Source organism: Rhodococcus sp. NPDC059969 (genome assembly GCF_042738325.1).
In the GTDB taxonomy this organism is placed as follows: Bacteria; Actinomycetota; Actinomycetes; order Mycobacteriales; family Mycobacteriaceae; genus Rhodococcus_F.
Map to the genome: position 1 here is coordinate 105,697 of NZ_JBHWUF010000004.1, position 23,064 is coordinate 128,760.

Below are 23,064 nucleotides of genomic sequence, written 5' to 3' on the forward strand. Positions count from 1 at the left end.
CAATCTTGACAAACACTGTTGCCACTTTGGCAAAATGAATGCATGACCGAAACATCGTTCGAAGCCGTACTGGCCGGCATCGGCCCTCGCCTACGTGCGTTGCGCCAACAGTCCGACATGACCCTGGCCGATTTGTCGGAGGCCACCGACATCAGTGTGAGCACACTGTCGAGACTCGAATCAGGTACTCGCCGAGCCAACTTGGAGCTTCTGCTGCCGATCGCCAAGGCACACGGCGTCCCCTTGGACGACCTCGTGAACAGCAAGATCAAAGATCCGCGCGTGCGAGAAGAACCTCGGACGGTCGGATGTATGACGGTCATTCCGCTGACGAGCCAGCCCGGCAATCTGCAGGCCTACAAGATGATCATCTCCCCCACCGACGACGATCGCGAGCCAGGATCTCACGAGGGTTACGAGTGGGTCTACGTTCTGTCCGGGCGCATCAGACTCCAACTCGGCGACCGTGATTTCATCATGGGTGCCGGCGAGGCAGCCGAATTCGATACACACATCCCGCACCGCATCAGTGCTGCCGACGGTCGACCGGCCGAGGCGATCAGCCTCTTCGGAAAACAAGGCGAGCGGGTTCACCTACGCGCTGCACCGGCCGACAGACGCGGCTGAAACGCTGGAGCTGAAAAGAATCTATGCACCCGCGACGGCAATCATGCCGACTGCCGCCAGCGCCAACAGCATTCCCGCTTGTTGCACGCGGCTGACCCGCTCGCCCAGCATCACCATCGCGAGCAGAACCGTCGCAGCCGGGTACAGCGAACCGATCACGCTGACGAGCGAGAGCATTCCGCCTTGGAAGGCGTAGATCATCGTCCCGTTGGCGACGACGTCGAGGACGCTGACGTACACCGCGAGCTTGAGTGGCTCACCTCGCGGGAGAACGAAGTGACCGGCCGCCAATGCGACCAACCACACCACGACGGTCGCGGCGCCGCGAGATACGGCCAACGCCCACAGCCCACTGCCCTCGCCGATCTGGTGAAGTGCGATGAACGAGAGTGCAAATGCGCCACCACTTCCGACGGTCAGCAGCGCTACTTGTCTGGTGAAGCGGAGCGTGATTCCGCCGGCAACTTCGCCCGCGGTGTCGTCGGGCGACTCGCGACTGACCAGAACGACGGCGACCAACGCGACGGCGATACCCAGGTACGCGATCAGTCCCGGCCGTTCACCGAAAGCAAATCCGACGAGCACCGGAATACCCGCCACCAGAACGGCGGTGAGCGGCGAGACCACTGACATGGGGCCGGTCGCCAACGCGAGATAGAACCACCACACCGCCAGACCACTCGTGATGCCGGCGATCGCACCCCAGATCAACCCGTTCAGCGTCAGCGTCCCGGAGACGAAAGGTGCTGCGATCAACACGATGACGAGCGAAAGCGGATACGAGACGATCACCACGCGCAGTGCGGCAACCCGTCGTGACGCAACTCCACCGACGAAGTCGCTGACTCCGTAGGCAACTGCCGCCACGAGGGCAAGCAGGATGGAGGTCAGCGCATGCCCTTGATACGACGACCGAGCTCGCGGGTCACCTCGCGCTCGGCGGTGCGCTTGGCCATGTCCTGGCGCTTGTCGTAGTCCTGCTTACCCTTTGCCAGCGCGAGTTCGACTTTGACCTTGCCGTCGTTGAAGTACATCGACAGCGGGACCAGCGTCTGGTTTCCCTCGCGGGTCTTGCCGACGAGGTGCTCGATCTCACGCTTGTGCAGCAGGAGCTTTCGGGTACGACGCGGCGAATGGTTGTTCCACGTGCCTTGCGTGTACTCCGGAATGTGCAACGAGCGCAGCCATACTTCGCCGTTGTCCACGGTTGCGAAGGCGTCGACGAGCGATGCCTTGCCTTCACGCAAACTCTTGACCTCGGTCCCGACGAGGGCGATGCCGGCCTCGTAGGTGTCGATGATCGTGTAGTTGTGGCGTGCTTTGCGATTGGTCGCAATGACCTTGCGGCCCTTTTCCTTCACTGTCCGGGCCTCTCAGTCCGCTGTCTTGCTGTCGAATACTGTCTTACCGTCAAATACAGTTCCAGCATAGAAGCTCGTGCAAACCGATTATTCGCGGACGTACAGACGCAGCGTCACGTACGCCGTCACCGCGGCCATTCCGACTCCGGCAAGCACGAGGATCGGCGAAACGAACAGCACGTCGCTGTTGGAAATGCGCGCCACGATGTTGGCTTCGTAGACGTCGGCCAGGACCCCGTCGATGAAGACGTTCTTCGCGGTGAACAGTCCGGCGATGGCGAGCACCGCGCCGATCAAGGCCGCGACGACGGCTTCGAGGAGGAACGGAAGCTGGGTGTACCAACGCGTCGCGCCGACCAACCTCATGATGTTGACCTCGGTCCGACGCGTGAACGCCGCGATCTGGACCATGTTGGCGATCAGCAGGATCGCTGCGATCGCCTGGACGATCGCGATCGCGAATGCCGCGTTGCGCACTCCGCCCAGCACGCTGAAGAGTCGGTCCACCAACTCGCGCTGATTGAGCACACTCTCGACGCCGGGCCTCGAACCGAAGGTGTCGTTGATGACGCCGAACCGCTCCGGGTCACTGAGCTTGACCTTGAACGACGCCGGGAAGCTGTCCGGGCTCACCAGCGCTGCCAGTTCGGGCTGGTCCTTGAACACGCGCTCGGTGGCGTCCTTCACCGCGTCTTCACGGTTGAGGTACTGAACCGCGACGACGGACGGAGTCTGCTCGAGTTCCTTGCGCAGCGAACTGCAGATCTCCTGCTCGCAACCGGGATCGGCCGAAGAGATGTCGTCGGTCAGGAAGATCTGCACCTCGACGCGTTCGAGGAAGATCTGCTGGGTCTTGCCTGCCATCTGCACGACCAGCAGACCACCGCCGAAGAGACCGAGGGAGATCGCCGTCGTCAAGATCATGGCGATGGTCATAGTGATGTTGCGGCGTAGGCCGGTCAGTACTTCGCTGAAAATAAAGCTGGCGCGCATCGGGGAATCCGATTCCTTTTCGAGAGGCCGGTTGTTTCACGACAACCGGTGGGCGTACGGGACGTGTGGTCGTAGTCGGCGCTACCTGCCGACGCCGTACACGCCCCGCGCTTCGTCTCTGGTCACCTTGCCGAGATCGAGTTCGATGACGCGTCGACGCATGGAGTCGACGATGTGGTGATCGTGGGTCGCCATGACGACGGTGGTGCCCGTGCGGTTGATCCGCTCGAGCAACAGCATGATGTCCTGGCTCGTTTCGGGGTCCAGGTTGCCGGTGGGCTCGTCGGCGAGCAGGACGAGTGGGCGGTTCACGAATGCACGAGCGATGGCGACGCGCTGCTGCTCACCGCCGGAGAGCTCGGTGGGCAGTCGGTCGGCTTTACCCGCCAGACCGACCATGTCGAGCACCTCGGGAACAGTGCGTGCGATGACGTTGCGGGGCTTGCCGATGACTTCCAACGCGAAGGCGACATTCTCGGAGACCGTCTTCTGCTGAAGCAAGCGGAAGTCCTGGAACACACAGCCCATGCTCTGGCGAAGCTTCGGCACACGGCGGGCCGCCAACTTGTTGACGTGGAAATCCGCGACCTCGATATCGCCGGACGTGGGCGACTCCATCTTGAGCAGCAACCGCATGAACGTCGACTTGCCAGAGCCGGAGGGGCCGATGAGGAAGACGAACTCCCCCTTCTCCACCTCCACGCTGACTTTGTCGAGCGCCGGCCTGGTGGAGGCCTTGTAGGACTTCGACACATTCTTCATGCTGATCACAACTAGCCAGTCTAGCCGTTATCTAACGGTGACCTTGGCGCCACGCGCGAGCACCCTCGTCCTTATCCGGTACCGGTGGTCGCAGGTGACTGCGGCACCGACGTCGGTGCCTGCATCGCCGCGCCGGGTTGCGGGACGGTCGTCGTCGCAGGAGTGGTCGGCACGGTGGTCGCGGACTGTTCGGCGTTGCCCGGCGCAGGCGCGGGACCCGAAGTCGGCGTCGGAGAACCGGAACTGCCCGTACTCGTTTCCGAGGACGGGGTCTCGGAGGCGGTCGTCGGCTCGGTCGAGGACGGCACGGGGGTCGTCGTCGACGGCTTGACCGACGGAGCGACGTACGGTTCGGTCTGCGACGTATCGGTGCTCGGCGGTGGTGTCGCTGCGGTCGGGTCCTCCGGATTGAGGTACGTATGCAGCAGATACGTCAGTATCCACGCCACGATGAGGATGAAAGTCGAAGTTCGCATCCGGCCGCCGAAGATCCGTGACGGTAGCCAGTCCAGGTGAATCAGTCGGTCGAGTCCGCGGCGCGGTTCCTGATCGGTCATTCGCTCGCCTCCTCGGTCCGTACGGTGTGCAGATCCGGTGACACCGTGATCCCCTGACGTCGCAGCGCTGCCGCGACGCGGACGCGAAGTGCGCGTCCGACCTGGAATTGTTTGCCAGGAAGCGTGCGCGCAACCATCCGTACGTTGACCTGATCGACCTCGAGGCTTTCGACGCCCATGACGGTGGGCTCGTCGAGCAGGAGTTTCTTGAGTCCGCGGTCGGCCATCGCGTCGACTCCGACCTGACGAAGTACCTCGTTGACCCGGGTGAGGTCGGCGGTCGCCGGTACCGGAACGTCGATGACGGCGCGGGCCCAGTCCTTGGACAGGTTGGTCGCTTTCACGATCTGGCCGTTGGGGACGGTGATGACCTCGCCGTCGGAGTTACGCATCCGCGTCACTCGCAGGGTCACGTCCTCGATGACACCTTCGGCGTCGTCGGAGGATCCGGTGATCGCAAGCCGGACGGTGTCACCGAAGCCGTACTGGCGTTCGGTGATGATGAAGAAACCGGCAAGGATGTCCTGCACGACGCGCTGCGCGCCGAAACCGAGCGCCGCACCGAGAACGGTCGCCGGCGCGACGAGACTTCCGATCGGTAGGTTCAGTTGGTCGAGGACCTTCAGCGTCGCGATCACGTAGATGAACGTGATGACCACCCAGGTGATGACCTGCGCGACCGAGTGACGATGCTTGGTCGCCTCGGAACGAACCAGCGCATCGCCCAACTGATAGTTGGAGTCGATCTGGTCGGTGACCTTGTTGCCTCCCCAACTGACCAAACGGGCGAGAATCATCGCGCCGAGCACGGTCATGAGGACTGACAAACCGGTGGTTTGAAGCCAATCGAGCAGGTTCTGCCCAGGTCTGAGTAAAGTCATCGTGCCTTTCGGTATCCGAACGCTATGCGGACTGGTTCTCGCTCATGCGCCAACGGATGCCGGCCTCGAGGAACCCGTCGATGTCACCGTCGAGCACTGCCGACGGGTTGTTGACCTCGTACTCGGTACGCAGGTCCTTGACCATCTGGTACGGATGAAGGACGTAAGAACGCATCTGGTTGCCCCACGAGCTGCCGCTGTCGCCCTTGAGCGCATCCATCTCGGCGCGCTCCTCCTGGCGCTTGACCGCGAGCAGCTTGGCCTGCAGAACGCGCATCGCCGACACCTTGTTCTGGAGCTGCGACTTCTCGTTCTGACAGGTGACGACGATTCCCGTCGGGATGTGTGTGAGTCGAACTGCGGAGTCCGTGGTGTTCACGGACTGACCACCGGGACCGGACGAGCGGTAGACGTCGACTCGGATGTCGTTCTCGTTGATCTCGATGTGGTCGGTGGTCTCGACGACCGGCAGGACCTCGACCTCGGCGAACGACGTCTGGCGGCGGCCCTGGTTGTCGAAGGGACTGATCCGGACGAGCCGGTGAGTGCCCATCTCGACGGACAGCGTTCCGTAGGTGTACGGGCCCTTGATCGCGAACGTCGCGCTCTTGAGTCCGGCTTCTTCGGCGTACGACGTGTCGTAGACCTCGACGCCGTAGTCGTGCTTCTCAGCCCAGCGGATGTACATGCGCATGAGCATCTCGGCCCAGTCCGCGGCGTCGATTCCGCCGGCACCGGAGCGGATGTTGATCAGGGCGTCGCGCTCGTCATACTCGCCCGAGAGCATGGTCTTGACTTCCATCGCCGCGATGTCTTCACGCAGGCTGGCTCGCTCGGCGTCGGCATCGGCCAGCGCGTCTGGTCCTTCGTCTTCGGCCAATTCGTAGAGGATCGACATCTCGTCGAGCCGCTCGCGCAGTGCCACGATGCGCCGCAGTTCGGCCTGCGCGTGGGAGAGCTGGCTGGTGACCTGCTGGGCGTGTTCCTGGTCGTTCCACAGACCCGGGTCGGCTGCCTGGTGCTCGAGCTCGTCGATGCGTCGGCGCAGCTCCTCGACGTCCACAACCGATTCGCAGGTGCGAAGGGTGGTGTCGAGGGCGTTCAGGTCTGCAATTACGTCGGGATGCACGGTTCTCAAGGCTACCGGGTGCCGACCTCGGCTCTGCCGTGCGTCACCTTCTCAGGTCCGCCGCGCGTCACGTATTGAGATCACCGGGACTCGAAGCCTTGCCAACGTCGGCCTGAGGGAACCTACTGGAACGATGACTGTCACCGACGAATACCTCCAGAACAACGCCGTCTACGCCGAGCAGTTCACCGGACCGCTCCCCCTCCCACCCAGCAGACACGTTGCCGTTCTCGCCTGCATGGATGCCCGCATCGACGTCTATCGGGTTCTGGGAATCAAGGAAGGTGAATCGCACGTCATCCGCAATGCGGGTGGAGTCGTCACCGACGACGAGATCCGATCCCTGGCCATCAGCCAGCGGCTGCTGGGAACTACCGAGATCATCCTCATCCATCACACCGACTGCGGAATGCTGACGTTCACCGACGACGACTTCAAGCGTTCGATCCAAGACGAGATCGGCATCAAACCCAACTGGGCCGCCGAATCGTTTCCCGACATCGACGAGGACGTTCGTCAGTCGTTGAAGCGCGTCGAGAACAGTCCGTTCATCACCGCGACGACGTCCCTCCGCGGATTCGTCTTCGACGTCGCGACCGGAAAGCTGAACGAAGTCCTCCCCGTCTGAGCCGGTAGGTTGTGTACCCGTGACCGATCGCGCATCCGACCTCGCACTCGCCCTCCGTATCGCCGACGAGGCTGACGCGATCACGCGCGCCCGCTTCGGCGCACTCGATCTTCGAGTGGACGACAAGCCGGACCTCACCCCCGTCTCCGACGCCGACCTCGCTGTCGAGCGGGCAGTGCGCGCGACGCTCGGTGAGCATCGGCCTGCAGACTCCGTGCTCGGCGAAGAATTCGGCGGCGACGCAGTCTTCGAGGGCAGGCAGTGGGTGGTCGATCCCATCGACGGGACCAAAAACTTCGTTCGGAACGTACCGGTGTGGGCCACTCTGATCAGCTTGCTCGAGGACGGCGTCCCGGTCATCGGCGTCGTGAGCGCACCGGCACTGAATCGGCGATGGTGGGCTGCAACAGGATTGGGCGCACATACGTCTTTCGGAGACGGCGATGCGCGGGCAATCCAGGTATCCGCCGTCGATCGCAGCGAATCGGCGAGCCTGAGCTTCTCGAGCCTGTCCGGCTGGAAGGACCGCGGAATTCGCGACCAGTTCGTCGAGCTCACCGACCATGTGTGGCGCGTGCGCGGTTACGGCGACTTCTTCTCCTACTGCCTCGTGGCCGAAGGTGCCGTCGACATCGCTGCCGAACCCGAGGTTTCCCTGTGGGATCTGGCAGCGCTCGATGTTCTGGTCCGTGAGGCCGGCGGCGCGTTCACCGATCTGGACGGCGGCGCGGGTCCACACGGCGGCAGTGCGGTCGCCACCAACGGCCTGCTGCACGAAGACGTTCTGACCCGCCTGCGGTAACCACCCGACTACCAGAACATCCCACCCGCCGCAACGGTCCGCGGGAGGAGTCCCGACAGGCCCGTCGGCAGGATTCGGCAGCACGCCGCGACCCGTTGACTGGAAGTAGTTGATCACGCACTACTTCCAGGAGAACGATGAACCGGATTTCCAGGCGCACCATTCTGTTCGGTCTTGCCGCCGCGCCCCTCGGGCTCGCAGCGGGCTGCGGGGCCAACTCGGCAGCAAGAAGCGCCGCACAGGCGGTACCCGGAACCTCTCGCCCGCTACCGGTTCCGCCGCTGGCCGAATCGACGGTCGACGACGCCGGCGTTCGCCACTTCACACTCCGCGCCGGTGCCGCAGCCACCGAGATCGTCGCGGGAAAGATCACCGACACTTGGGGTTTCAACGGATCCATCCTGGGACCGACCATTCGAGCCGCACGCGGAGAATCTGTCGCATTCACGATCGACAACACACTGACAGAGCCGACGACCGTCCATTGGCATGGCATGCATCTGCCGGCAAAGTTCGACGGCGGCCCGCACCAGACCATCGAAGCCGGCGGACGCTGGGAACCGGCGTGGACGATCGACCAAGCGGCTTCGACGCTCTGGTATCACCCACACCCGCACGGATCCACCGAACGGCACGTGCAGCGCGGACTCGCCGGACTGTTCCTGATCGACGACGCCGATACCGACAGGCTGGACATCCCCAAAACATATGGGGTTGACGATGTTCCGTTGATAATCCAGGATCGTCGATTCCTCGCCGACGGCAGTTTCGACGAGTCCGACCCGACCGACATCGGCCTGCTCGGCGACACCATCGTCACCAACGGCATCTCCGACGCCTACCTCGACGTCACCACCGGGGTTGTCAGGTTGCGCATCCTGAACGGCTCTTCCGGTCGTCTGTACAACCTGGGGTTCCCCGACGACCGGACCTTCGATCTGATTGCCACCGACGGCGGCCTGCTCGAATCACCGATTCCGATCAAGCGGATTCAGCTCAGCCCCGGGGAAAGAGCCGAGATCGTGGTTCGAGTCGACCCCGGTGCGACGACCACATTGGTGTCGTTCCCGATCGAGGACGGCGGTGGCGTGAACTCGTCGGACGCCGAGAACTTCGGTATGAACGACCGCTTCGACATCGTCGAACTTCGGGGCGCCGGCACTCGCGCGTCGCGGTCGAGCCTTCCGGCGCAGTTGGCCGCCCTGCCGCGCCTCGACCCGTCGAAGGCACGCGTTTCCCGAACCTTCGATCTGCAGTGGTACATGATCAACGGGCAACGAATGGACATGAACCGCATCGACTTCGAGGCCGAGGTCGGCGCGATCGAAGTGTGGACGATCACCAACAAGGACAACTGGCCGCACAACTTCCACGTCCACGACGTGCAATTCCAGGTCCTCGACGTCGACGGCCGCACTCCTCCGCCTCACTTGCGTGGACTCAAGGACACCGTCTATACACCGCCGGGCAGCAGGGTTCGCGTCGCACTGCAGTGGTCCGAGTACACCGATCCCACCTTCCCGTACATGTTCCACTGCCACCTGCTGATGCACGAGGACCAAGGCATGATGGGCCAATTCCTCGTACTAGGGCCAGGACAGAAAGCAATGCCGATGCAGATGGACATGCCGATGGACATGCCGATGGACATGCCGATGCCGTCGTCTGGTGCGCACTCCGGTCACTGACGGTTCTGCAGGTGGTACACCGCGAGGCGAACCCGATTGTCACAGCCGGTCTTCGACATCAGGTTCGCAACGTGCGTCTTGACCGTGGTCACACCCAGATGGAGCGCGTCCGCGATCTCCTGATTGCTCTGCCCTTCCGCCACCAGTGCGAGGACCTGCGATTCGCGATCGGTCAGCGGAACCTTCTCCGTCACAGCAGTGTCGGCGTCTGCGCCGATCACCGCCCGATCCACGACGCGGCGGAGCAGTTCCGGGGAGAACACCATCTCTCCCTCGGCGATCCGTCGAATGGCGCTGAGCAACTCGGTCGGTTCGGTGTCTTTCACCAGAAACCCGGAAGCCCCGGCGGCGAGCGCGGGATACAGGTGATCGTCGTCGTCGAAGGTTGTCAGCACGAGAATGCGTGCTCGCCGACCGGCCTTGACGATCTGCTGTGTGGCACCGATCCCGTCGAGCCCGGGCATCCGCAAATCCATCAGGACCACGTCGGGATCCAGTTCGGCAGCTAGCGCTACCGCCTCGACCCCGTTCGACGCCTCACCCGCTACGGTCATGTCCGCAGCTGCCGTGCACAACATCCGTAAACCAGCGCGCACCAGTCGCTGGTCGTCAACGATGAGCACTCTGATCACGAGGCACCACCTGTTTTAACGAGTGGAATACTCACGTGGACTTCCCATTTCCCGTCGCTGTTGGTGCCGGCAGTCATCTCGCCGCCGACCAGTTCTGCACGCTCACGCATTCCGACAAGTCCGTGTCCGGCACTCCTTGCCGATCCCTCGCAGCTGTTGATCACCCTCACGTCCACCCGACCGTCGAGACGACGAACCGAGACCGAGACCGACCCCTTCCGATCGCCATGCTTCATGACGTTGGTCAGTGATTCCTGAATCACCCGTAACAACGTCAGCCTGCCGATCGCATCGAGATCAGCTGCGCCTGACTCGACATTCCCCTGAACATCGAAGTCGGCCTGCATCTCGAAACCCGCTGCACGCACACGATCGACCGCCGCCGCGATTTCCGCGTCGACGGCATCCGGCTCGACCAGAGCAACCTCGCCGAGCGAGGGATCACGAAGGGCTATCAGAAGGCGACGAATATCGGTCAGCGCATCCGACGCCGTGGCACGCACATCCGCGAGGACCTCACGCACGGCCTCGTCCTGGGGCGCCAAGACATGCTGAGCCACACCGATTCTCAAAACGATCGACGCCATGTGGTGCGCAACGAGGTCGTGGAGTTCGCGGGCGAGCGCACTCCGCTCCGCAGCGCGGGTCTGCGCAAGATTGTTCGCGGCCAATTCACGCTGCGAGCGCAGATACAGCCCGAGCAGCAGTGGCAACCCCACGTAAGCAAGCACTTTCACAGCAGTGGTGACCGACCAGAGTGCTTCGTGAGATTCGAACCAGATCCCCGCGAGCACCGAACCGCACCAGCCTGCTGCCGAAACGGCGACCCACTCTCTGCGATCGGCCCGCATCGTGACGTCGACAACCGCTACCGCGCCGATGTACGGGACAAGTTCGGACAGCCCCCAGGCGTCGGCGACGAACATCGGAATGGCCAGCGCCGAGACGATCAGGGACGCGAGGACCGGCCATCGACGGCCGGCGACGAAGACGAGCGCCGACAGCATCGCGAAGATCCAGTAGGTGAGCGGGACTCGATACTCCCCGGGATACGTGCTGGCGATCAACAGGCACGGAACAACCACCAACGGCACGTAGCGCACGTACCGCTGTATCCGATCTGGCACCTCTGTCCGGTTCACCCGTCGAGCCTATGACGCGCATCATTTTGCCGTTTCTCGACAACAGACCTTACTGATGAGTAAGATAAGAATCGTCCAACGCCCCAACACCGAGAAACAGCTGGTGATCATGACCAAGCAAGACAGTGTTGCCTCCGACAAGAGCGCTCAGCGCAGCGAATCGGGCGCGCAGCGCGGCGGCGCCAAGGGTGCGCCCCGCGACACGTCCGCCGTCGGCCTGAACCCGATCAAACGCGACGCCATGGGCGCAGCCATGCGCGTGCTTACCAAGATCACCGGTTCGGAACTGGCCGAGAAGTTCAATCTGCGTCAGACCATCGATCGCGTGACCTACGAGGGCACCAAGACGGGCTTCAAAACCCTGGGCGCCGCTACTCGTGGATTCCAGAAGGTCTCGGGCAACGGTGCACCCAAGCGCCTACCCGACAACCCGAGCAAGAACGCCGACTACTTCGACCTCACCCCGGACGACGATCAGAAGATGATCGTCGAGACCGTGCGCGAGTTCGCGGCCGAAATTCTGCGTCCTGCGGCCTACGACGCCGACGGTGCAGCTCAGGCCCCCGCCGACCTCTCCAAGCGTGCGGCCGAGCTCGGTATCACGCTGATCAACGTTCCCGAAGAACTCGACGGAGCGGCCGCCGATCGTGGCGCGGTCACCAATTCTCTTGTTGCCGAGGCACTTGCGCACGGAGACATGGGTCTGGCACTGCCGATCCTCGCACCCAGTGGTGTTGCAGTCGCACTGACCCAGTGGGGCACCGACGCGCAGCAGAAGACCTACCTCCCGGCGTTCACCGGCGAGCAGGTACCCGGCGCAGCAGTGGTGGTCAACGAGCCCCGCGCTCTGTTCGACCCGTTTGCCCTGCAGACCAAGGCAGTTCGCTCGCCCAGCGGCTACAAGCTCAACGGCGTCAAGAGCCTGGTGCCGGCAGCGGCCACATCCGAGCTCTTCGTCATCGCCGCAGAACTCGACGGCAAGCCGTCCTTCTTCATCGTCGAGTCCGACACCAAGGGACTTGTCGTCGAGGCAGATCCCAGCATGGGTCTGCGCGCCGCCGGTCTGGGTCGCCTGATCCTCACCGACGTCGCGGTGTCGGAGTCGGCACTGCTCGGTGACGGTGACGCCGATCAGCGCAAGGCCGAATACGCCGACGCGATTCGCCTGGCCCGCCTCGGTTGGGCGTCCATGGCCGTCGGCACCAGCCAGGCAGTTCTCGACTACGTGATTCCGTACGTCAACGAGCGCGAAGCGTTCGGCGAGCCGATCAGCCACCGCCAGGCGGTTGCCTTCATGGTCGCCAACATCGGCATCGAACTCGACGGACTGCGTCTGGTCACGCTTCGCGGCGCTTCACGCGCCGAGCAGGGCTTGTCCTTCGCCCGCGAATCCGCTCTGGCCCGGAAGCTGGCTTCCGAGAAGGGCATGCAGATCGGCCTCGACGGTGTGCAACTCCTCGGTGGACACGGGTTCACCAAGGAACACCCGGTCGAGCGCTGGTACCGCGACCTCCGTGCCATCGGCGTTGCCGAGGGCATCGTCCTCATCTGACGCCGCTGAACTTCCAGGAGAACCACGATGATCAACCTCGAACTTCCCAAGAAGCTCAAAGCATCAGCGAACCAGGCACATCAGGTCGCGGCGCAGATCTTCCGACCCATTTCACGTAAGTACGATCTGGCCGAGCACGAGTATCCCGTCGAACTCGACACCATGGCCGCCATGGTCGAAGGCCTCTCCGATTCCGGTGGAGACATCGGCGGTGCCAGCGGCGGACGTTCCGACGCGAGCGCCAAGGGCGGCAACGCCAACGGCGGCAACATGTCCGCGCTTCTCAACTCGCTCGAAACATCTTGGGGCGACGTCGGACTCATGCTCTCGATCCCCTACCAGGGACTCGGCAACGCCGCGATCGCCGCAGTGTCCACCGACGAGCAGCTCGAACGTTTCGGCAAGGTGTGGGCATCGATGGCCATCACCGAACCGAGTTTCGGTTCCGACTCCGCTGCCGTCACCACCACCGCTGTTCTCGACGGCAACGAGTGGGTCCTCAACGGCGAGAAGATCTTCGTCACCGCTGGTGAGCGTTCGACGCACATCGTCGTGTGGGCGTCGGTCGACAAGTCGAAGGGCCGCGCGGCCATCAAGTCGTTCGTCGTACCGCGTGACGCCCCGGGCCTGAGCGTTGCTCGTCTCGAGCACAAGCTGGGCATCAAGGCTTCCGACACCGCCGTCCTCCTACTCCAGGATTGCCGCATTCCGGCAGACAACATCCTCGGCAGCCCGGAGGTCAACGTGGAGCAGGGCTTTGCCGGCGTCATGCAGACGTTCGACAACACCCGCCCGCTCGTTGCAGCCATGGCCGTCGGCGTCGGACGCGCAGCTCTCGAAGAACTGCGCGCCATCCTGACCGAAGCCGGAGTCGAGATCTCCTACGACACACCGGTCTACAACCAGCATGCAGCTGCAGCCGAGTTCATCCGTTTGGAAGCCGACTGGGAGGCCGCATACCTGCTGTCTCTGCGCGCGGCGTGGATGGCCGACAACAAGAAGCCGAACTCGCTCGAAGCGTCGATGTCCAAAGCGAAGGCAGGCCGCACCGGCACCGACGTGACGCTCAAGGCAGTGGAGTTGGCCGGCACTTACGGCTACTCGCAGCGCCCGTTGCTCGAAAAGTGGGGCCGCGACTCGAAGATTCTCGACATCTTCGAGGGCACCCAGCAGATCCAGCAGCTGATCGTCGCACGCCGCCTGCTCGGAAAGTCGTCCGCCGAACTGAAGTGACGGTTTCGTAGGTCGAATACCAGAAAAACAACATCGCACACGCTCCGCCCCGCCACCTTCCGAGATAGCGGGGCGGAGTGCTCGGTCGCCATCCGGAAATTCCACCACCGAGCCGTGTTTGCGCATTAGTGTGTAATCAGTCCCACAACGACGCTCGGAAGAGGTTCACGTATGCCCGGATTGGTCACCAAGGTCACTGACACCATCGGCGCGGCGGGGGTCATGTTCCGAGCCGGGCTCGTTCCGTTCCCCCGCCTCGATCGCGGACTCAAATCCATTGCAGCGGTAGACAAGTACGGGCCCTTCGCCGGGCCGGTCCACGCGCACGCCGAGAACGGCTACGACGCGGTGGCGATCATCGACGAACGTGGACCCATCACCTACGCCGAACTCGAACGTCAGAGCAACGCGTTGGTCCGAGCATGGCAGGCGGACGGCATCACGTCCGACTCCGTCATGGGCGCGATGTGTCGCAACCATCGTGGCTTGGTGCTGACCATGCTGGCGGCAGCAAAGAACGGAACCAAGCTCGTACTCATGAACACGGGCTTCGCTCGGCCCCAACTCGTGGACGTCGCCGCGCGCGAGAAGGTTGTCGCCTTCGTCTACGACGACGAGTTCGCGAACGTCGCCGATGCCTTGCCGGACGACGTCGTCGTCTATCGTTCCTGGCCAGAGGGCACGGCCGCTGACGGTTCCACTGCAGCCACTCTCGACGAGGCCATCGCCGGACGCACCACGTCGTCGGTGCCGGCACCCGAGAAGAACGGTGGCTTCGTCCTCCTCACCAGCGGCACAACGGGAACTCCCAAGGGTGCGCCGCGTGGCCACACCTCCCCTCTCGCGTCGGCGCAGTTCCTCGACCGCGTGCCGTTGCGCCGCGGACAGACCATGATGATGGCGGCCCCCGCCTTCCACGGCACCGGTGTCTCGCAGTTCGCTCTCGCGTTGGCGCTCGGCCAGACCGTCGTCATGCATCGAAAGTTCGATCCGGAGAACACGATCAAGCTTGTCGCCCAGTACAAGTGCGACAGTCTGGTCGTGGTCCCGACGATGCTCACTCGCATCATCGACCTCGGTCCCGACGTGCTGTCCAAGTACGACACGTCGAACCTGAAGATCATCTTCTCGGCAGGTTCGTCACTCTCACCCGATCTGTGCAAGCGAGTCACGGCCTCGTTCGGCTACGTCCTCTACAACCTGTACGGATCCACCGAGGTCGCAGTGGCCACGGTCGCGACTCCCGAGGATCTGACCATTGCGCCGGGAACCGCGGGCCGAGCTCCAGTGACGTGCCACGTCGAACTCTTCGACGAAAACAACAAGAGAATTACCACTCCCCACACGATCGGCCGAATCTTCGTCGCGAGCGGACTGAGCTTCGAGGGCTACACCGATGGGCGAGACAAGGAACGTATCGACGGACTTCTCTCCACCGGCGACGTCGGACACTTCGACGCCAACGGCCTCCTCTTCGTCGACGGCCGCGACGACGACATGATCGTTTCCGGCGGCGAGAACGTCTACCCGCTCGAGGTCGAGAACCTCCTCGCCGACCGCGAGGACGTCCTGGAAGCCGCCGTGATCGGAGTCGAAGACACCGACTTCGGCCACCGCCTGCGAGCGTTTGTCGTCGTCGCTCACGGCGCCGAGCAGAACTCCGACGAATTGAAAGACCACGTTCGGTCCAACCTGGCCCGCTACAAGGTTCCCCGCGAGATCGTCTTCATCGACGAACTTCCCCGCAACGCCACGGGAAAGCTGTTGCGCCGCGTCCTCATCGAGATGGAGGTCAGTGAGGACTGAGCGCAGTCACAACGCGCTGAGCGTCCGGATCAATTCCGCCTCGTCGACGCGAGTGGAATGCCCGTCACGAATCACGACCTCGCCTGCAACCAACACCGTGTCGACGATCTGACGACTGCCCGTCGTGAGAATGGACGCACCCGGATCTCGTACCGGGAGGCACCCGAAGTCTCGTTCGAATCGAATCATGGTGAGGTCAGCGAGATCACCGACGGAGATTCCGCCGGACCTGGCGGGTAGACCGAGCGCCGCGTTCGCGCCGCCGGAGGCGATGTCGATCATGGCTTCGAAGCCGAACAGGTCGGCGCGGCCGCGCGCGGCTCGCTGCACGTAGGCGCCCGTGCGCAGCGTCTCCAGCATGTCCTGGGTGTCGTTGCTGGCTGCGCCGTCCACGCCCAACCCCACCGCGATTCCCGCGTCGAGGAAGCTCGGGACCGGTGCGATCCCACTGCCGAGGCGCATGTTGCTGACCGGGTTGTACGACACTCCGACGCCGCGCTCCGCCAACACTTTCTGGCCACGGTCGTCGAGTTCGACACAATGGACCGCCAGCACCCGATCCCACAGAAATCCGTGGGAATCGAGGTAGTCGACAGCGTTCACGCCTGCATGTTCGGTACACATCGTGTTGTCGGTCTGCGTCTCGAGCAGGTGGATCGAGACCGTCATGTCGCGAGACTGCGCGAATTCACGCACTGCCGACATCCCCTCCGGGGTCAACGATCGCGGATTCGGTACCGCCACTGCCACGTCGACGCGGGAACCAGTCACGTCGTGCATCATCTGATCTGTATGTGCGAGGACATCTCCGAGTGGCTGCATCAGCCGTGGATCGAACCCCCACTTCCTCGTCGGGTCCGCCCTGTCTGCGGCCCCACGCCCCAACACTGCTCGAATCCCGGTGTCGCGCAACGCCCGGATCACAGCGTCGTGAACCTCACTGGACGGGTGCGGCCACATGTGTTCGACCAGGGTGGTCGTACCGCTGCGCAATGCTTCCAACGAGGCTGCGACGGCGGCCGCGTACGCCCGCTCCGGAGTGATCTGGACGGACTCTTCCGCGACCGCAAGCAACCATTCGAGAAGCGGTGTCCCTTCGGCGATCCCACGCATCAGTGACTGTTGAAGGTGCGTATGGGTGTTGACGAACCCCGGGATCAGATACGCCCCCGTTCCGTCCACGCTGCCTGCGCCGGCGCTCCCGGCGGAAACCTCGATCGATTCGACAACGCCGTTCGAGACGACAACATCGCGGCCGCTCAGCCATTGGCCGCCGCTGTAGAGCGTGACGTCCGTGACGATCGTGTCGGCCGAGTTCCGGTGTGCGGTAGTCATCGACAATTCTCCTGAAAGTGTGTGACGGAACGGGTGCGGATCAACGTGCGAAGTTCGCGCGTACTCGCTGGTCGATGTAGTCCTCCGCGGTGATCGGAGGGTACTTGCCCGCGGGGCCCTCGATGGTCACGTCGCGGTTCGCCTGAGCGAAGAACGCGAGGCTGTAGCGAGGTCCCCGGTAGTCGGTGACGCCGGGACTCTTCACCCGATGAAAGTTCGACGGCAGGACATCATCACTCCATCTCATCAGCATGTCGCCGATATTGCAGGTGATCGCTTCCTCAGCCGGCACCACCGACGTCCATTCCTGGGTGTCCATCTCCTTGCCCGGGCACAGTTGCAAACCACCCTGACCGTCACGCTGGAAAAGCAATGTCAGGCAATCGAAATCGGTGTGCGCACCGGCGCGCCACATCCCTTCGACATCCGCGTCGGCGGCAAGGGGGAAGTAATGCAGCAGCCGCAGTGTGCTCTGGTAGCTCTCCACCGACGGATCGTGCGCCTTGGTGAAGAAGTCTCGTTCGAATCCCAGCTTCTCGGCGAAGCACGAGAGCAGATCCATCGCAATGCCCCAACACTTGGCTTCGAAGTCCAGGATCGTCTCGCGGAACCCGGCCAATTCGTCTGCTGTGGGCCACAGATCTCCCATATGCGGGCGGGTCACCTGGTAGGACTCTTTCTGATCAGGTGTTCCAATGGACGGACGCACCTGCGTCATACTCTCCCAGCCGGAGTTGAAACCCTTCTTGAGCGGATACTGCGCTTTGACCTCGGCGGGGAGCGCAAAGAATCCCTCGGCCGCCGCGAAAGCCTCGCGAACCTGGTCCAGATCGATTCCGTGATTGACGATTTGGAAGAACCCGATGTCGGTCGCTGCCGACCACAACTCCTCGGCGATCTCGCTGCGCCGGTTCTCGAAGTCCGCGAGATCGATTCTTCGGACCTCGCGGTCGGTCGTTTCGGTACCCAGTCCACCCATGCGGGTCTCGCGGTTGAGTTCTGTCATGTCGTAAGTCATTTACTGTCAGCTCCTTCAGCGGATTCCGATGGACGGATCGGTGAACTTGTCGGTATAGATCTCTTCCGCGGTCAGTGACTGCGGTATCGCCGCACCCCCGGCGATCAGGATGGGCTTGAGTTCTTCGACGGTATGGGCGACTCGGGTCATATCGAACGTCCCGACGGAGCCGTCCGCCTCATTCGCGATCAGGCCTTTCTCTTTCAGGAGCTGGGCACTGAATGCCGCCTCACCCTCGGTGTACGGCGAGAACGACACGTCCTGCGAGACGACGTCGACAATGGCGGCATTCGCAGCATCCGGCGCGGTGATGTAGTCGGCCGTGGCCTGCTGAATGATCGGAACCAGCTTGCTCAAGCACGGCGAGAGTGTCTCGACCTTGTCGGCTCGGACGGAAACATTGGAGGCATAGATGTCGAAACCCGAATCTTTCAGCAGGTCATAGGAAACCGGCTTGTCCCATGCCGGCGTCTCCTTCTCGTACGTGTACGGTTCCGAATTCGCGAATCCTTGCTGAGCAATGGTCGGGTCACCGACGAATCGCGAGGGAGCTCCGTCGTAACTCGTGTCGAGCTGGGACTGCTTCAGTAGCCCCTTTGCCACGAGCCACTGCGGGAAGAGTTGTTCCTTCGAAACGACGACACTCGCGTCGGACTTACCGATATCGGCGACACTCGTCCAGTCCGGATGAGACTCTTTGTCCCACATGAGGATTGCCGGACTGTATTTGAGCAGTGGAGTAACGGCCACGACGGGCTGACTTGCTGCCGCCGCAATCACCTGATCGCCGTGCACGAGTCCGAGGGTGATCGAATCGTCGACGTACATCTGGGAGCTCACGGACTGGAACCCGATTGCCGGTCCCCCGGCTCGCAAGGTCAGGTCGACTCCGGTGTCCTTCCCTCCCGCAACGAGAGTTCCACTGACCGACTTGTCATCGGTGTCGACCGAGTACCCGGGACCCAGCATCTCGAACAGTGCTCCCATGTCCGACTGTGGCTGCCATTGAAGTTGAACCACAACGTTTTCCGGACAGAGCCCCGCCAGGTTCTGAGCCTCGGCGGCGGGTTCGAGCGATTCGGCTGTGGCCGTATCGGCTTCGCTGGAGCTGCAAGCAGTCAATCCGATGGCCGCACACATGGCCAGTGCCACGCCGGCCACTCCCACACTCTTGCGATTGGAATACACCTTGCGATTCGAATACACAGCGTCTCCTTCGTGAAAACAATTGGGATGGGGGCGAACCAAGAAGGGTGATCCGATGAGCACACTCTGCAGCACTTGGATTACATGCAATCGCCTGGTTGTTTCCATCAGGTAACGCAGGCCAAGATCCTTTCCTTACCTGCAATGTCACCTCACATTTACATTCAGCAATCTCGACGACATACATGCAATCCAAGATATGTCGTAGATCTTGAAGAACGTTTGCATGCATTATTGAACCGGAGGCTCAGATGGAACTCGCGAACACGATGCAGGATGCCGACGCTCGCAAACTCACCGCGCCGATGCAGATGGTCTTTTCCGACGTCGTCAAGAAGTTCGACACCGGCACAGTCGCGCTGGACGGCATCGATCTGGACGTGGAGCGGGGAGAATTTGTCGCCGTGGTCGGACCCTCCGGCTGTGGCAAGTCGACCTTGTTGCGCATGGCGGCCGGCCTCGAACGACCGACGAGCGGCGCGGTTGCCCTCGACACCGAATCAGTAGGCTTCATCTTCCAGGAGCCGACCCTTCTCCCCTGGCGGAATGTGCAGGCCAACGTCGAATTGTCAGCCGAACTCGGTGGCGGCGACAAAGCAGCGCGAAAGTTGCGCGCCGACGAGGCAATCCGCGCGGTAGGCCTTGCGGACTTTGCACAGCAACTGCCCAATGCGTTGTCCGGCGGAATGAAGATGCGCGTGTCGTTGGCTCGCGCCCTCACGCTCGCACCCGCTGTGATGCTCCTCGACGAACCTTTCGGCGCACTCGACGAGATGACCCGCCTGGAGATGCAGGTGGAACTTCAAAGGTTGTACACCGAAAAAGGATTCACCTCGATGTTCATCACGCACTCGGTATCCGAGGCCGTGTACCTGGCAAGCAAGGTGGTTGTCATGACCGCCAGGCCCGGACGAATACATTCGGTCGTCGACATCGATTTCCCTTACCCACGTAGCCCGGAACTGCGCTACGACGCCCGCTACACCGAGTACGTCGCCGATATCTCGGCCAGTCTGCACGGGAGCCTACGATGACCGAAGTTCTTGCAGTTGGGCGAGGCAACACCACACGCAAGACCGCGGTTCGCTCTGACTCTGCGACCACCATACAAGCAGAGGCACAGAACGGACGGAACTCGCGAATGAGAGCGCTCGGTGCCCTCGTCCTTTATCCGCTGCTCTCCCTTGCCGGCGCGGTCGCGGCCTGGTCGATCGTCAGCTATCTCGTCCTCTCCCCCGAACGTCGGTTTCTCCTCCCGCCACCGAGTCAGGTGCTGACCAAGTCGCTGCTCGACTGGAAACATCTCTCTCCCATGCTCGAAGCCCTCGCCGTGACGGCGCAGGTTGCGCTGGTCGGCTTCGTCGTCGCGGTGGCAGTCGGCGTCGGAACCGGTGTGTTGATGAGCCAAGCCAAGTGGATCGAGCGGATCGTCTATCCGTACGCCGTTGTGCTGCAAGTCATTCCCATCCTCGCCATCGTGCCCCTCATCGGCCTCTGGTTCGGCTACGGCATGACCGCTCGTACTCTGGTGTGTGTTCTCATCGCAGCCTTCCCGATCATCACCAACACACACTTCGGATTACAGTCGGTCGATCGCGGATTGCACGAACTCTTCACCCTCGGACGAGCGTCGCGGTGGGATCGACTGGTGAAACTCGAACTGCGAGCGGCAATGCCGGCCATTCTCACCGGTATCCGCACCGCATCCGGCCTTGTTGTCGTCGGCGCCATCATCGGCGACATGTTCTTCGCCAAAGGACAACCCGGGATCGGAACGCTGCTCGACGTCTACCGAAGCCGCCTTCAGTCCGAGGATCTGATCGCCGCGATCGTGATCGCGTCGGTGTTCGGCGTCCTCGTCTTCTCTGCCTTTGGATTCCTCTCACGTGTGCTCGTCGGTAAGTGGCACACGTCCGGCCGCAAGGACTTTAAATGACCCACGAAACTCCTGTCTTCGAAATTCCTACGATCGATATCAGCCCGTACCTCCGCGGCGAGGCAACGGTTACAAACGCCACCAACAGCACTGCCTGTGCGGAAGTGGCAACTCAACTCGATCGCGCGTGCCGGGACGTCGGCTTCATACAGATTGTCGGACACGACATTCCACAGTCAGCGACCGACGGCCTGGCCGACGCCCTCAACGAGTTCTTTGCGCTCCCACTTGCGCTCAAGAACAACTATCGCCGCCCCTCGTCCGAGAACCGTGGCTACTCACCGCCGAAGTCGGAATCACTCAGCATGAGCCTGGGCGTCGCGTCTGCAAACCAGATGAACGACTTCTACGAAGCGATAGTCGTCGGTACGGAGGTGAGCGATTATCCGGGCGTCGAGCTACCCGAGTCCAGCTACGCCGCCAACACCTGGCCCGACGCTGCGCCCGGCTTCCGACCGGCAATCGAAGAGTATTTCCGCCAGGCACAGAGTTTGGCACGAATCCTGATGTGTGCCTTCACCGACGCCCTCGGATTGCAGCCCGGGTACTTCGATTCGATGCTCGACCACTCGATCGACGCGATGAAGATGAACAACTACGCACTGCCCGAGGGCGAGATCCGGATCTCCGGCGACATGACGGGAATGGGCGCTCACACCGACTTCGGAATCTTGACCATCCTGTGGGCAGATCAGGTTCCGGGCCTACAAGTTCTGAGTACCGACGGCGTGTGGCACGACGTCCAACCTGCCGACGGCGCACTCTTGATCAACCTCGGTGACGCGATGGCGCGCTGGACGAACGACCGATGGCGCTCGACAGTGCACCGAGTCGACCCGCCGATCGTCGACGGCCAGATCATCCGACGTCGCTCTGCCGCATTCTTTTTCGACGGAAACTACGACGCCGTCATCGAAGCACTGCCAGGAACTCTCACATCGGGCGAAGTGGGATACCCGCCGATCACGATCGCCGAGAACATCGCGGCCAAGGTGGCCGGACTGAAAGGCGCGACGGCGCCCGAGGTCGACCGTCGCAGCGCTGACCGGGTGCGCGCCGTCGGGTGACGGTGCCGGGTGGCGCTCCCGGGTACCGTCGATATCGTGCAGGATCGAAGTGAGGACAAGATGACCACCACCGAACGAGCGTTGCTCACCGAGTCCGTGCACGAGACGCTTCGCGAACTGATCTTTTCGGGAGAGCTGGCGCCGGGGACACCACTGAGTGTTCCCGCGCTGGCGAGCAAACTCAATGTCAGTCGCACGCCTGTCCGCGAGGCCGTGCAGCAGTTGATCTACGAGGGCATCGCCGTCCACACCCGAAATGCGGGTGCAAAAGTCGATTCGCTGGACGCGGAGTCGCTGCGCGCTGTTTTCGAGGTGCGTGAGGTACTCGACGGTCTCGCAGCGTTCAACGCGACGGCGAATGCCACTCACGAAACCGTGGCGCAGCTCAGCAAGATGGTGCAGGTGCAACGCGAACTTCTCGAGAGCCCGCCGGATCAGCGTCGGGATTCGAAGCTGGACCTCGAGTTCCACACGTTGATTCGTGAGACGGCATGCAATCACCCACTCAGTGAAGCCCTGCACCGTCTGGATGGGCAGTCACATCTCTACCGTTCGGACATGTGGAGCCTCGAGCTCAATCGCCGGATCGCTGTCACCGAGCACGCTCGTATAGTCGCGGCCATCGAATCTGGTGACGCCTTGGGAGCGAGAACCGCCGCGAGCGCGCACGTGGCCGGGCTACTCGTCCGAACAACCCGGACCTGAAGCT

General features: G+C 62.6%; 23 protein-coding genes. 11 read left to right on the forward strand and 12 right to left on the reverse strand.

The features are described from left to right. Nucleotides 1-42 precede the first annotated feature (42 nt). Nucleotides 43-627 (forward strand): helix-turn-helix domain-containing protein, encoded by a 585-nt coding sequence (locus ACFWAD_RS14265; RefSeq protein WP_283303635.1) that lies wholly within the window; start codon nucleotides 43-45, stop codon nucleotides 625-627. Between the two features lie 21 nt (nucleotides 628-648). Here the strand turns inward: ACFWAD_RS14265 and ACFWAD_RS14270 are convergent, their stop codons facing one another. From ACFWAD_RS14270 to prfB, 7 genes are all read right to left on the reverse strand, one after another. After that, complete coding sequence (locus ACFWAD_RS14270; RefSeq protein WP_317553422.1) at nucleotides 649-1,506, reverse strand: DMT family transporter; 858 nt, start codon at nucleotides 1,504-1,506, stop codon at nucleotides 649-651. A gap of 8 nt (nucleotides 1,507-1,514) precedes the next feature. Continuing rightward, complete coding sequence (gene smpB, locus ACFWAD_RS14275) at nucleotides 1,515-1,988, reverse strand: SsrA-binding protein SmpB (protein ID WP_003942330.1); 474 nt, start codon at nucleotides 1,986-1,988, stop codon at nucleotides 1,515-1,517. Nucleotides 1,989-2,075: 87 nt separating this feature from the next. After that, nucleotides 2,076-2,981 (reverse strand): permease-like cell division protein FtsX, encoded by a 906-nt coding sequence (gene ftsX, locus ACFWAD_RS14280; protein ID WP_378449174.1) that lies wholly within the window; start codon nucleotides 2,979-2,981, stop codon nucleotides 2,076-2,078. 81 nt (nucleotides 2,982-3,062) lie between these two features. Next, a complete protein-coding gene (gene ftsE / locus ACFWAD_RS14285; RefSeq protein ID WP_020969258.1) occupies nucleotides 3,063-3,743 on the reverse strand; it encodes a cell division ATP-binding protein FtsE in 681 nt (226 codons plus the stop codon). Between the two features lie 71 nt (nucleotides 3,744-3,814). Then, the gene (locus tag ACFWAD_RS14290; protein ID WP_378544785.1) at nucleotides 3,815-4,300 is read right to left on the reverse strand and encodes a hypothetical protein; all 486 of its coding nucleotides are present in this window, start codon (nucleotides 4,298-4,300) and stop codon (nucleotides 3,815-3,817) included. Then, a complete protein-coding gene (locus ACFWAD_RS14295) occupies nucleotides 4,297-5,181 on the reverse strand; it encodes a mechanosensitive ion channel family protein (protein ID WP_003942304.1) in 885 nt (294 codons plus the stop codon). The genes ACFWAD_RS14290 and ACFWAD_RS14295 overlap by 4 nt, the downstream gene beginning before the upstream one ends. A 22-nt stretch (nucleotides 5,182-5,203) precedes the next feature. Next, on the reverse strand, nucleotides 5,204-6,310 hold the full coding sequence (prfB, locus tag ACFWAD_RS14300; protein WP_378544788.1) for a peptide chain release factor 2: 1,107 nt from the start codon (nucleotides 6,308-6,310) through the stop codon (nucleotides 5,204-5,206). Between the two features lie 133 nt (nucleotides 6,311-6,443). On the opposite strand from prfB, the gene ACFWAD_RS14305 reads away from it, so the two are divergent. The 3 genes from ACFWAD_RS14305 to ACFWAD_RS14315 all read left to right on the forward strand — a co-directional run bounded on the left by ACFWAD_RS14305 (nucleotide 6,444) and on the right by ACFWAD_RS14315 (nucleotide 9,428). Continuing rightward, the gene (locus ACFWAD_RS14305) at nucleotides 6,444-6,938 is read left to right on the forward strand and encodes a beta-class carbonic anhydrase (RefSeq protein WP_378544791.1); all 495 of its coding nucleotides are present in this window, start codon (nucleotides 6,444-6,446) and stop codon (nucleotides 6,936-6,938) included. Nucleotides 6,939-6,957: 19 nt separating this feature from the next. Beyond that, a complete protein-coding gene (gene hisN / locus ACFWAD_RS14310) occupies nucleotides 6,958-7,740 on the forward strand; it encodes a histidinol-phosphatase (protein ID WP_378544794.1) in 783 nt (260 codons plus the stop codon). A gap of 137 nt (nucleotides 7,741-7,877) precedes the next feature. Continuing rightward, complete coding sequence (locus ACFWAD_RS14315; protein WP_378544797.1) at nucleotides 7,878-9,428, forward strand: multicopper oxidase family protein; 1,551 nt, start codon at nucleotides 7,878-7,880, stop codon at nucleotides 9,426-9,428. Here the strand turns inward: ACFWAD_RS14315 and ACFWAD_RS14320 are convergent. Together ACFWAD_RS14320 and ACFWAD_RS14325 are read right to left on the reverse strand one after the other, a co-directional pair. Further along, entirely contained in the window at nucleotides 9,422-10,060 is a 639-nt protein-coding gene (locus ACFWAD_RS14320; RefSeq protein ID WP_378544800.1) for a response regulator, read from the reverse strand. The genes ACFWAD_RS14315 and ACFWAD_RS14320 overlap by 7 nt on opposite strands. Further along, nucleotides 10,057-11,202: a sensor histidine kinase gene (locus ACFWAD_RS14325; RefSeq protein ID WP_378544803.1), complete on the reverse strand. Its 1,146-nt coding sequence runs from the start codon at nucleotides 11,200-11,202 to the stop codon at nucleotides 10,057-10,059. The genes ACFWAD_RS14320 and ACFWAD_RS14325 overlap by 4 nt, the downstream gene beginning before the upstream one ends. Before the next feature lie 103 nt (nucleotides 11,203-11,305). Between ACFWAD_RS14325 and ACFWAD_RS14330 the strand changes: the two genes are divergently transcribed. The 3 genes from ACFWAD_RS14330 to ACFWAD_RS14340 all read left to right on the forward strand — a co-directional run bounded on the left by ACFWAD_RS14330 (nucleotide 11,306) and on the right by ACFWAD_RS14340 (nucleotide 15,793). Further along, the gene (locus ACFWAD_RS14330) at nucleotides 11,306-12,754 is read left to right on the forward strand and encodes an acyl-CoA dehydrogenase family protein (protein WP_378545345.1); all 1,449 of its coding nucleotides are present in this window, start codon (nucleotides 11,306-11,308) and stop codon (nucleotides 12,752-12,754) included. A gap of 27 nt (nucleotides 12,755-12,781) precedes the next feature. Next, entirely contained in the window at nucleotides 12,782-13,987 is a 1,206-nt protein-coding gene (locus ACFWAD_RS14335; RefSeq protein WP_378544806.1) for an acyl-CoA dehydrogenase family protein, read from the forward strand. Nucleotides 13,988-14,158: 171 nt separating this feature from the next. Then, nucleotides 14,159-15,793, forward strand: coding sequence for an acyl-CoA synthetase (locus tag ACFWAD_RS14340; RefSeq protein ID WP_378544809.1), 1,635 nt, complete (start codon nucleotides 14,159-14,161; stop codon nucleotides 15,791-15,793). A 6-nt stretch (nucleotides 15,794-15,799) separates the two neighbouring features. On the opposite strand, the gene ACFWAD_RS14345 is transcribed toward ACFWAD_RS14340, so the two are convergent. The 3 genes from ACFWAD_RS14345 to ACFWAD_RS14355 are packed head-to-tail and all read right to left on the reverse strand — an operon-like array spanning nucleotide 15,800 to nucleotide 19,352. Then, on the reverse strand, nucleotides 15,800-17,128 hold the full coding sequence (locus tag ACFWAD_RS14345; protein ID WP_378544812.1) for an amidohydrolase family protein: 1,329 nt from the start codon (nucleotides 17,126-17,128) through the stop codon (nucleotides 15,800-15,802). 40 nt (nucleotides 17,129-17,168) lie between these two features. Next, a complete protein-coding gene (locus ACFWAD_RS14350) occupies nucleotides 17,169-18,146 on the reverse strand; it encodes an isopenicillin N synthase family dioxygenase (protein WP_378449184.1) in 978 nt (325 codons plus the stop codon). A 15-nt stretch (nucleotides 18,147-18,161) separates the two neighbouring features. Then, nucleotides 18,162-19,352, reverse strand: a complete 1,191-nt coding sequence (locus ACFWAD_RS14355; RefSeq protein WP_378544815.1) for a nitrate ABC transporter substrate-binding protein — start codon at nucleotides 19,350-19,352, stop codon at nucleotides 18,162-18,164. Between the two features lie 251 nt (nucleotides 19,353-19,603). Here ACFWAD_RS14355 and ACFWAD_RS14360 point away from each other — a divergent pair, with 251 nt between their 5' ends. From ACFWAD_RS14360 to ACFWAD_RS14375, 4 genes are read left to right on the forward strand one after another with little or no spacing between them, the layout of a single operon-like run. Further along, nucleotides 19,604-20,386, forward strand: coding sequence for an ABC transporter ATP-binding protein (locus tag ACFWAD_RS14360; protein ID WP_378533979.1), 783 nt, complete (start codon nucleotides 19,604-19,606; stop codon nucleotides 20,384-20,386). Then, nucleotides 20,383-21,288 carry an ABC transporter permease gene (locus ACFWAD_RS14365; protein ID WP_378533981.1) on the forward strand — a complete coding sequence of 302 codons (906 nt, stop codon included), beginning with the start codon at nucleotides 20,383-20,385 and terminating at the stop codon, nucleotides 21,286-21,288. The genes ACFWAD_RS14360 and ACFWAD_RS14365 overlap by 4 nt, the downstream gene beginning before the upstream one ends. After that, complete coding sequence (locus ACFWAD_RS14370; RefSeq protein ID WP_378544818.1) at nucleotides 21,285-22,355, forward strand: isopenicillin N synthase family dioxygenase; 1,071 nt, start codon at nucleotides 21,285-21,287, stop codon at nucleotides 22,353-22,355. The genes ACFWAD_RS14365 and ACFWAD_RS14370 overlap by 4 nt, the downstream gene beginning before the upstream one ends. 60 nt (nucleotides 22,356-22,415) lie before the next feature. After that, on the forward strand, nucleotides 22,416-23,060 hold the full coding sequence (locus tag ACFWAD_RS14375) for a GntR family transcriptional regulator (protein ID WP_378545348.1): 645 nt from the start codon (nucleotides 22,416-22,418) through the stop codon (nucleotides 23,058-23,060). The last annotated feature ends 4 nt before the right edge of the window (nucleotides 23,061-23,064 follow it).

Excerpts from the sequence above, each read along its gene's own strand:
- ACFWAD_RS14350 (WP_378449184.1), bottom strand. The coding sequence starts at position 18,146 with ATGACTTACGACATGACAGAACTCAACCGCGAGACCCGCATGGGTGGA.
- ACFWAD_RS14370 (WP_378544818.1), top strand. The coding sequence starts at position 21,285 with ATGACCCACGAAACTCCTGTCTTCGAAATTCCTACGATCGATATCAGC.
- ACFWAD_RS14375 (WP_378545348.1), top strand. The coding sequence starts at position 22,416 with ATGACCACCACCGAACGAGCGTTGCTCACCGAGTCCGTGCACGAGACG.
- ACFWAD_RS14335 (WP_378544806.1), top strand. The coding sequence starts at position 12,782 with ATGATCAACCTCGAACTTCCCAAGAAGCTCAAAGCATCAGCGAACCAG.
- ftsX (WP_378449174.1), bottom strand. The coding sequence starts at position 2,981 with ATGCGCGCCAGCTTTATTTTCAGCGAAGTACTGACCGGCCTACGCCGC.
- ACFWAD_RS14305 (WP_378544791.1), top strand. The coding sequence starts at position 6,444 with ATGACTGTCACCGACGAATACCTCCAGAACAACGCCGTCTACGCCGAG.
- ACFWAD_RS14360 (WP_378533979.1), top strand. The coding sequence starts at position 19,604 with ATGGAACTCGCGAACACGATGCAGGATGCCGACGCTCGCAAACTCACC.
- ACFWAD_RS14340 (WP_378544809.1), top strand. The coding sequence starts at position 14,159 with ATGCCCGGATTGGTCACCAAGGTCACTGACACCATCGGCGCGGCGGGG.
- ACFWAD_RS14265 (WP_283303635.1), top strand. The coding sequence starts at position 43 with ATGACCGAAACATCGTTCGAAGCCGTACTGGCCGGCATCGGCCCTCGC.
- ACFWAD_RS14345 (WP_378544812.1), bottom strand. The coding sequence starts at position 17,128 with ATGACTACCGCACACCGGAACTCGGCCGACACGATCGTCACGGACGTC.
- ACFWAD_RS14295 (WP_003942304.1), bottom strand. The coding sequence starts at position 5,181 with ATGACTTTACTCAGACCTGGGCAGAACCTGCTCGATTGGCTTCAAACC.
- ACFWAD_RS14315 (WP_378544797.1), top strand. The coding sequence starts at position 7,878 with ATGAACCGGATTTCCAGGCGCACCATTCTGTTCGGTCTTGCCGCCGCG.
- ACFWAD_RS14365 (WP_378533981.1), top strand. The coding sequence starts at position 20,383 with ATGACCGAAGTTCTTGCAGTTGGGCGAGGCAACACCACACGCAAGACC.
- ftsE (WP_020969258.1), bottom strand. The coding sequence starts at position 3,743 with ATGAAGAATGTGTCGAAGTCCTACAAGGCCTCCACCAGGCCGGCGCTC.
- ACFWAD_RS14290 (WP_378544785.1), bottom strand. The coding sequence starts at position 4,300 with ATGACCGATCAGGAACCGCGCCGCGGACTCGACCGACTGATTCACCTG.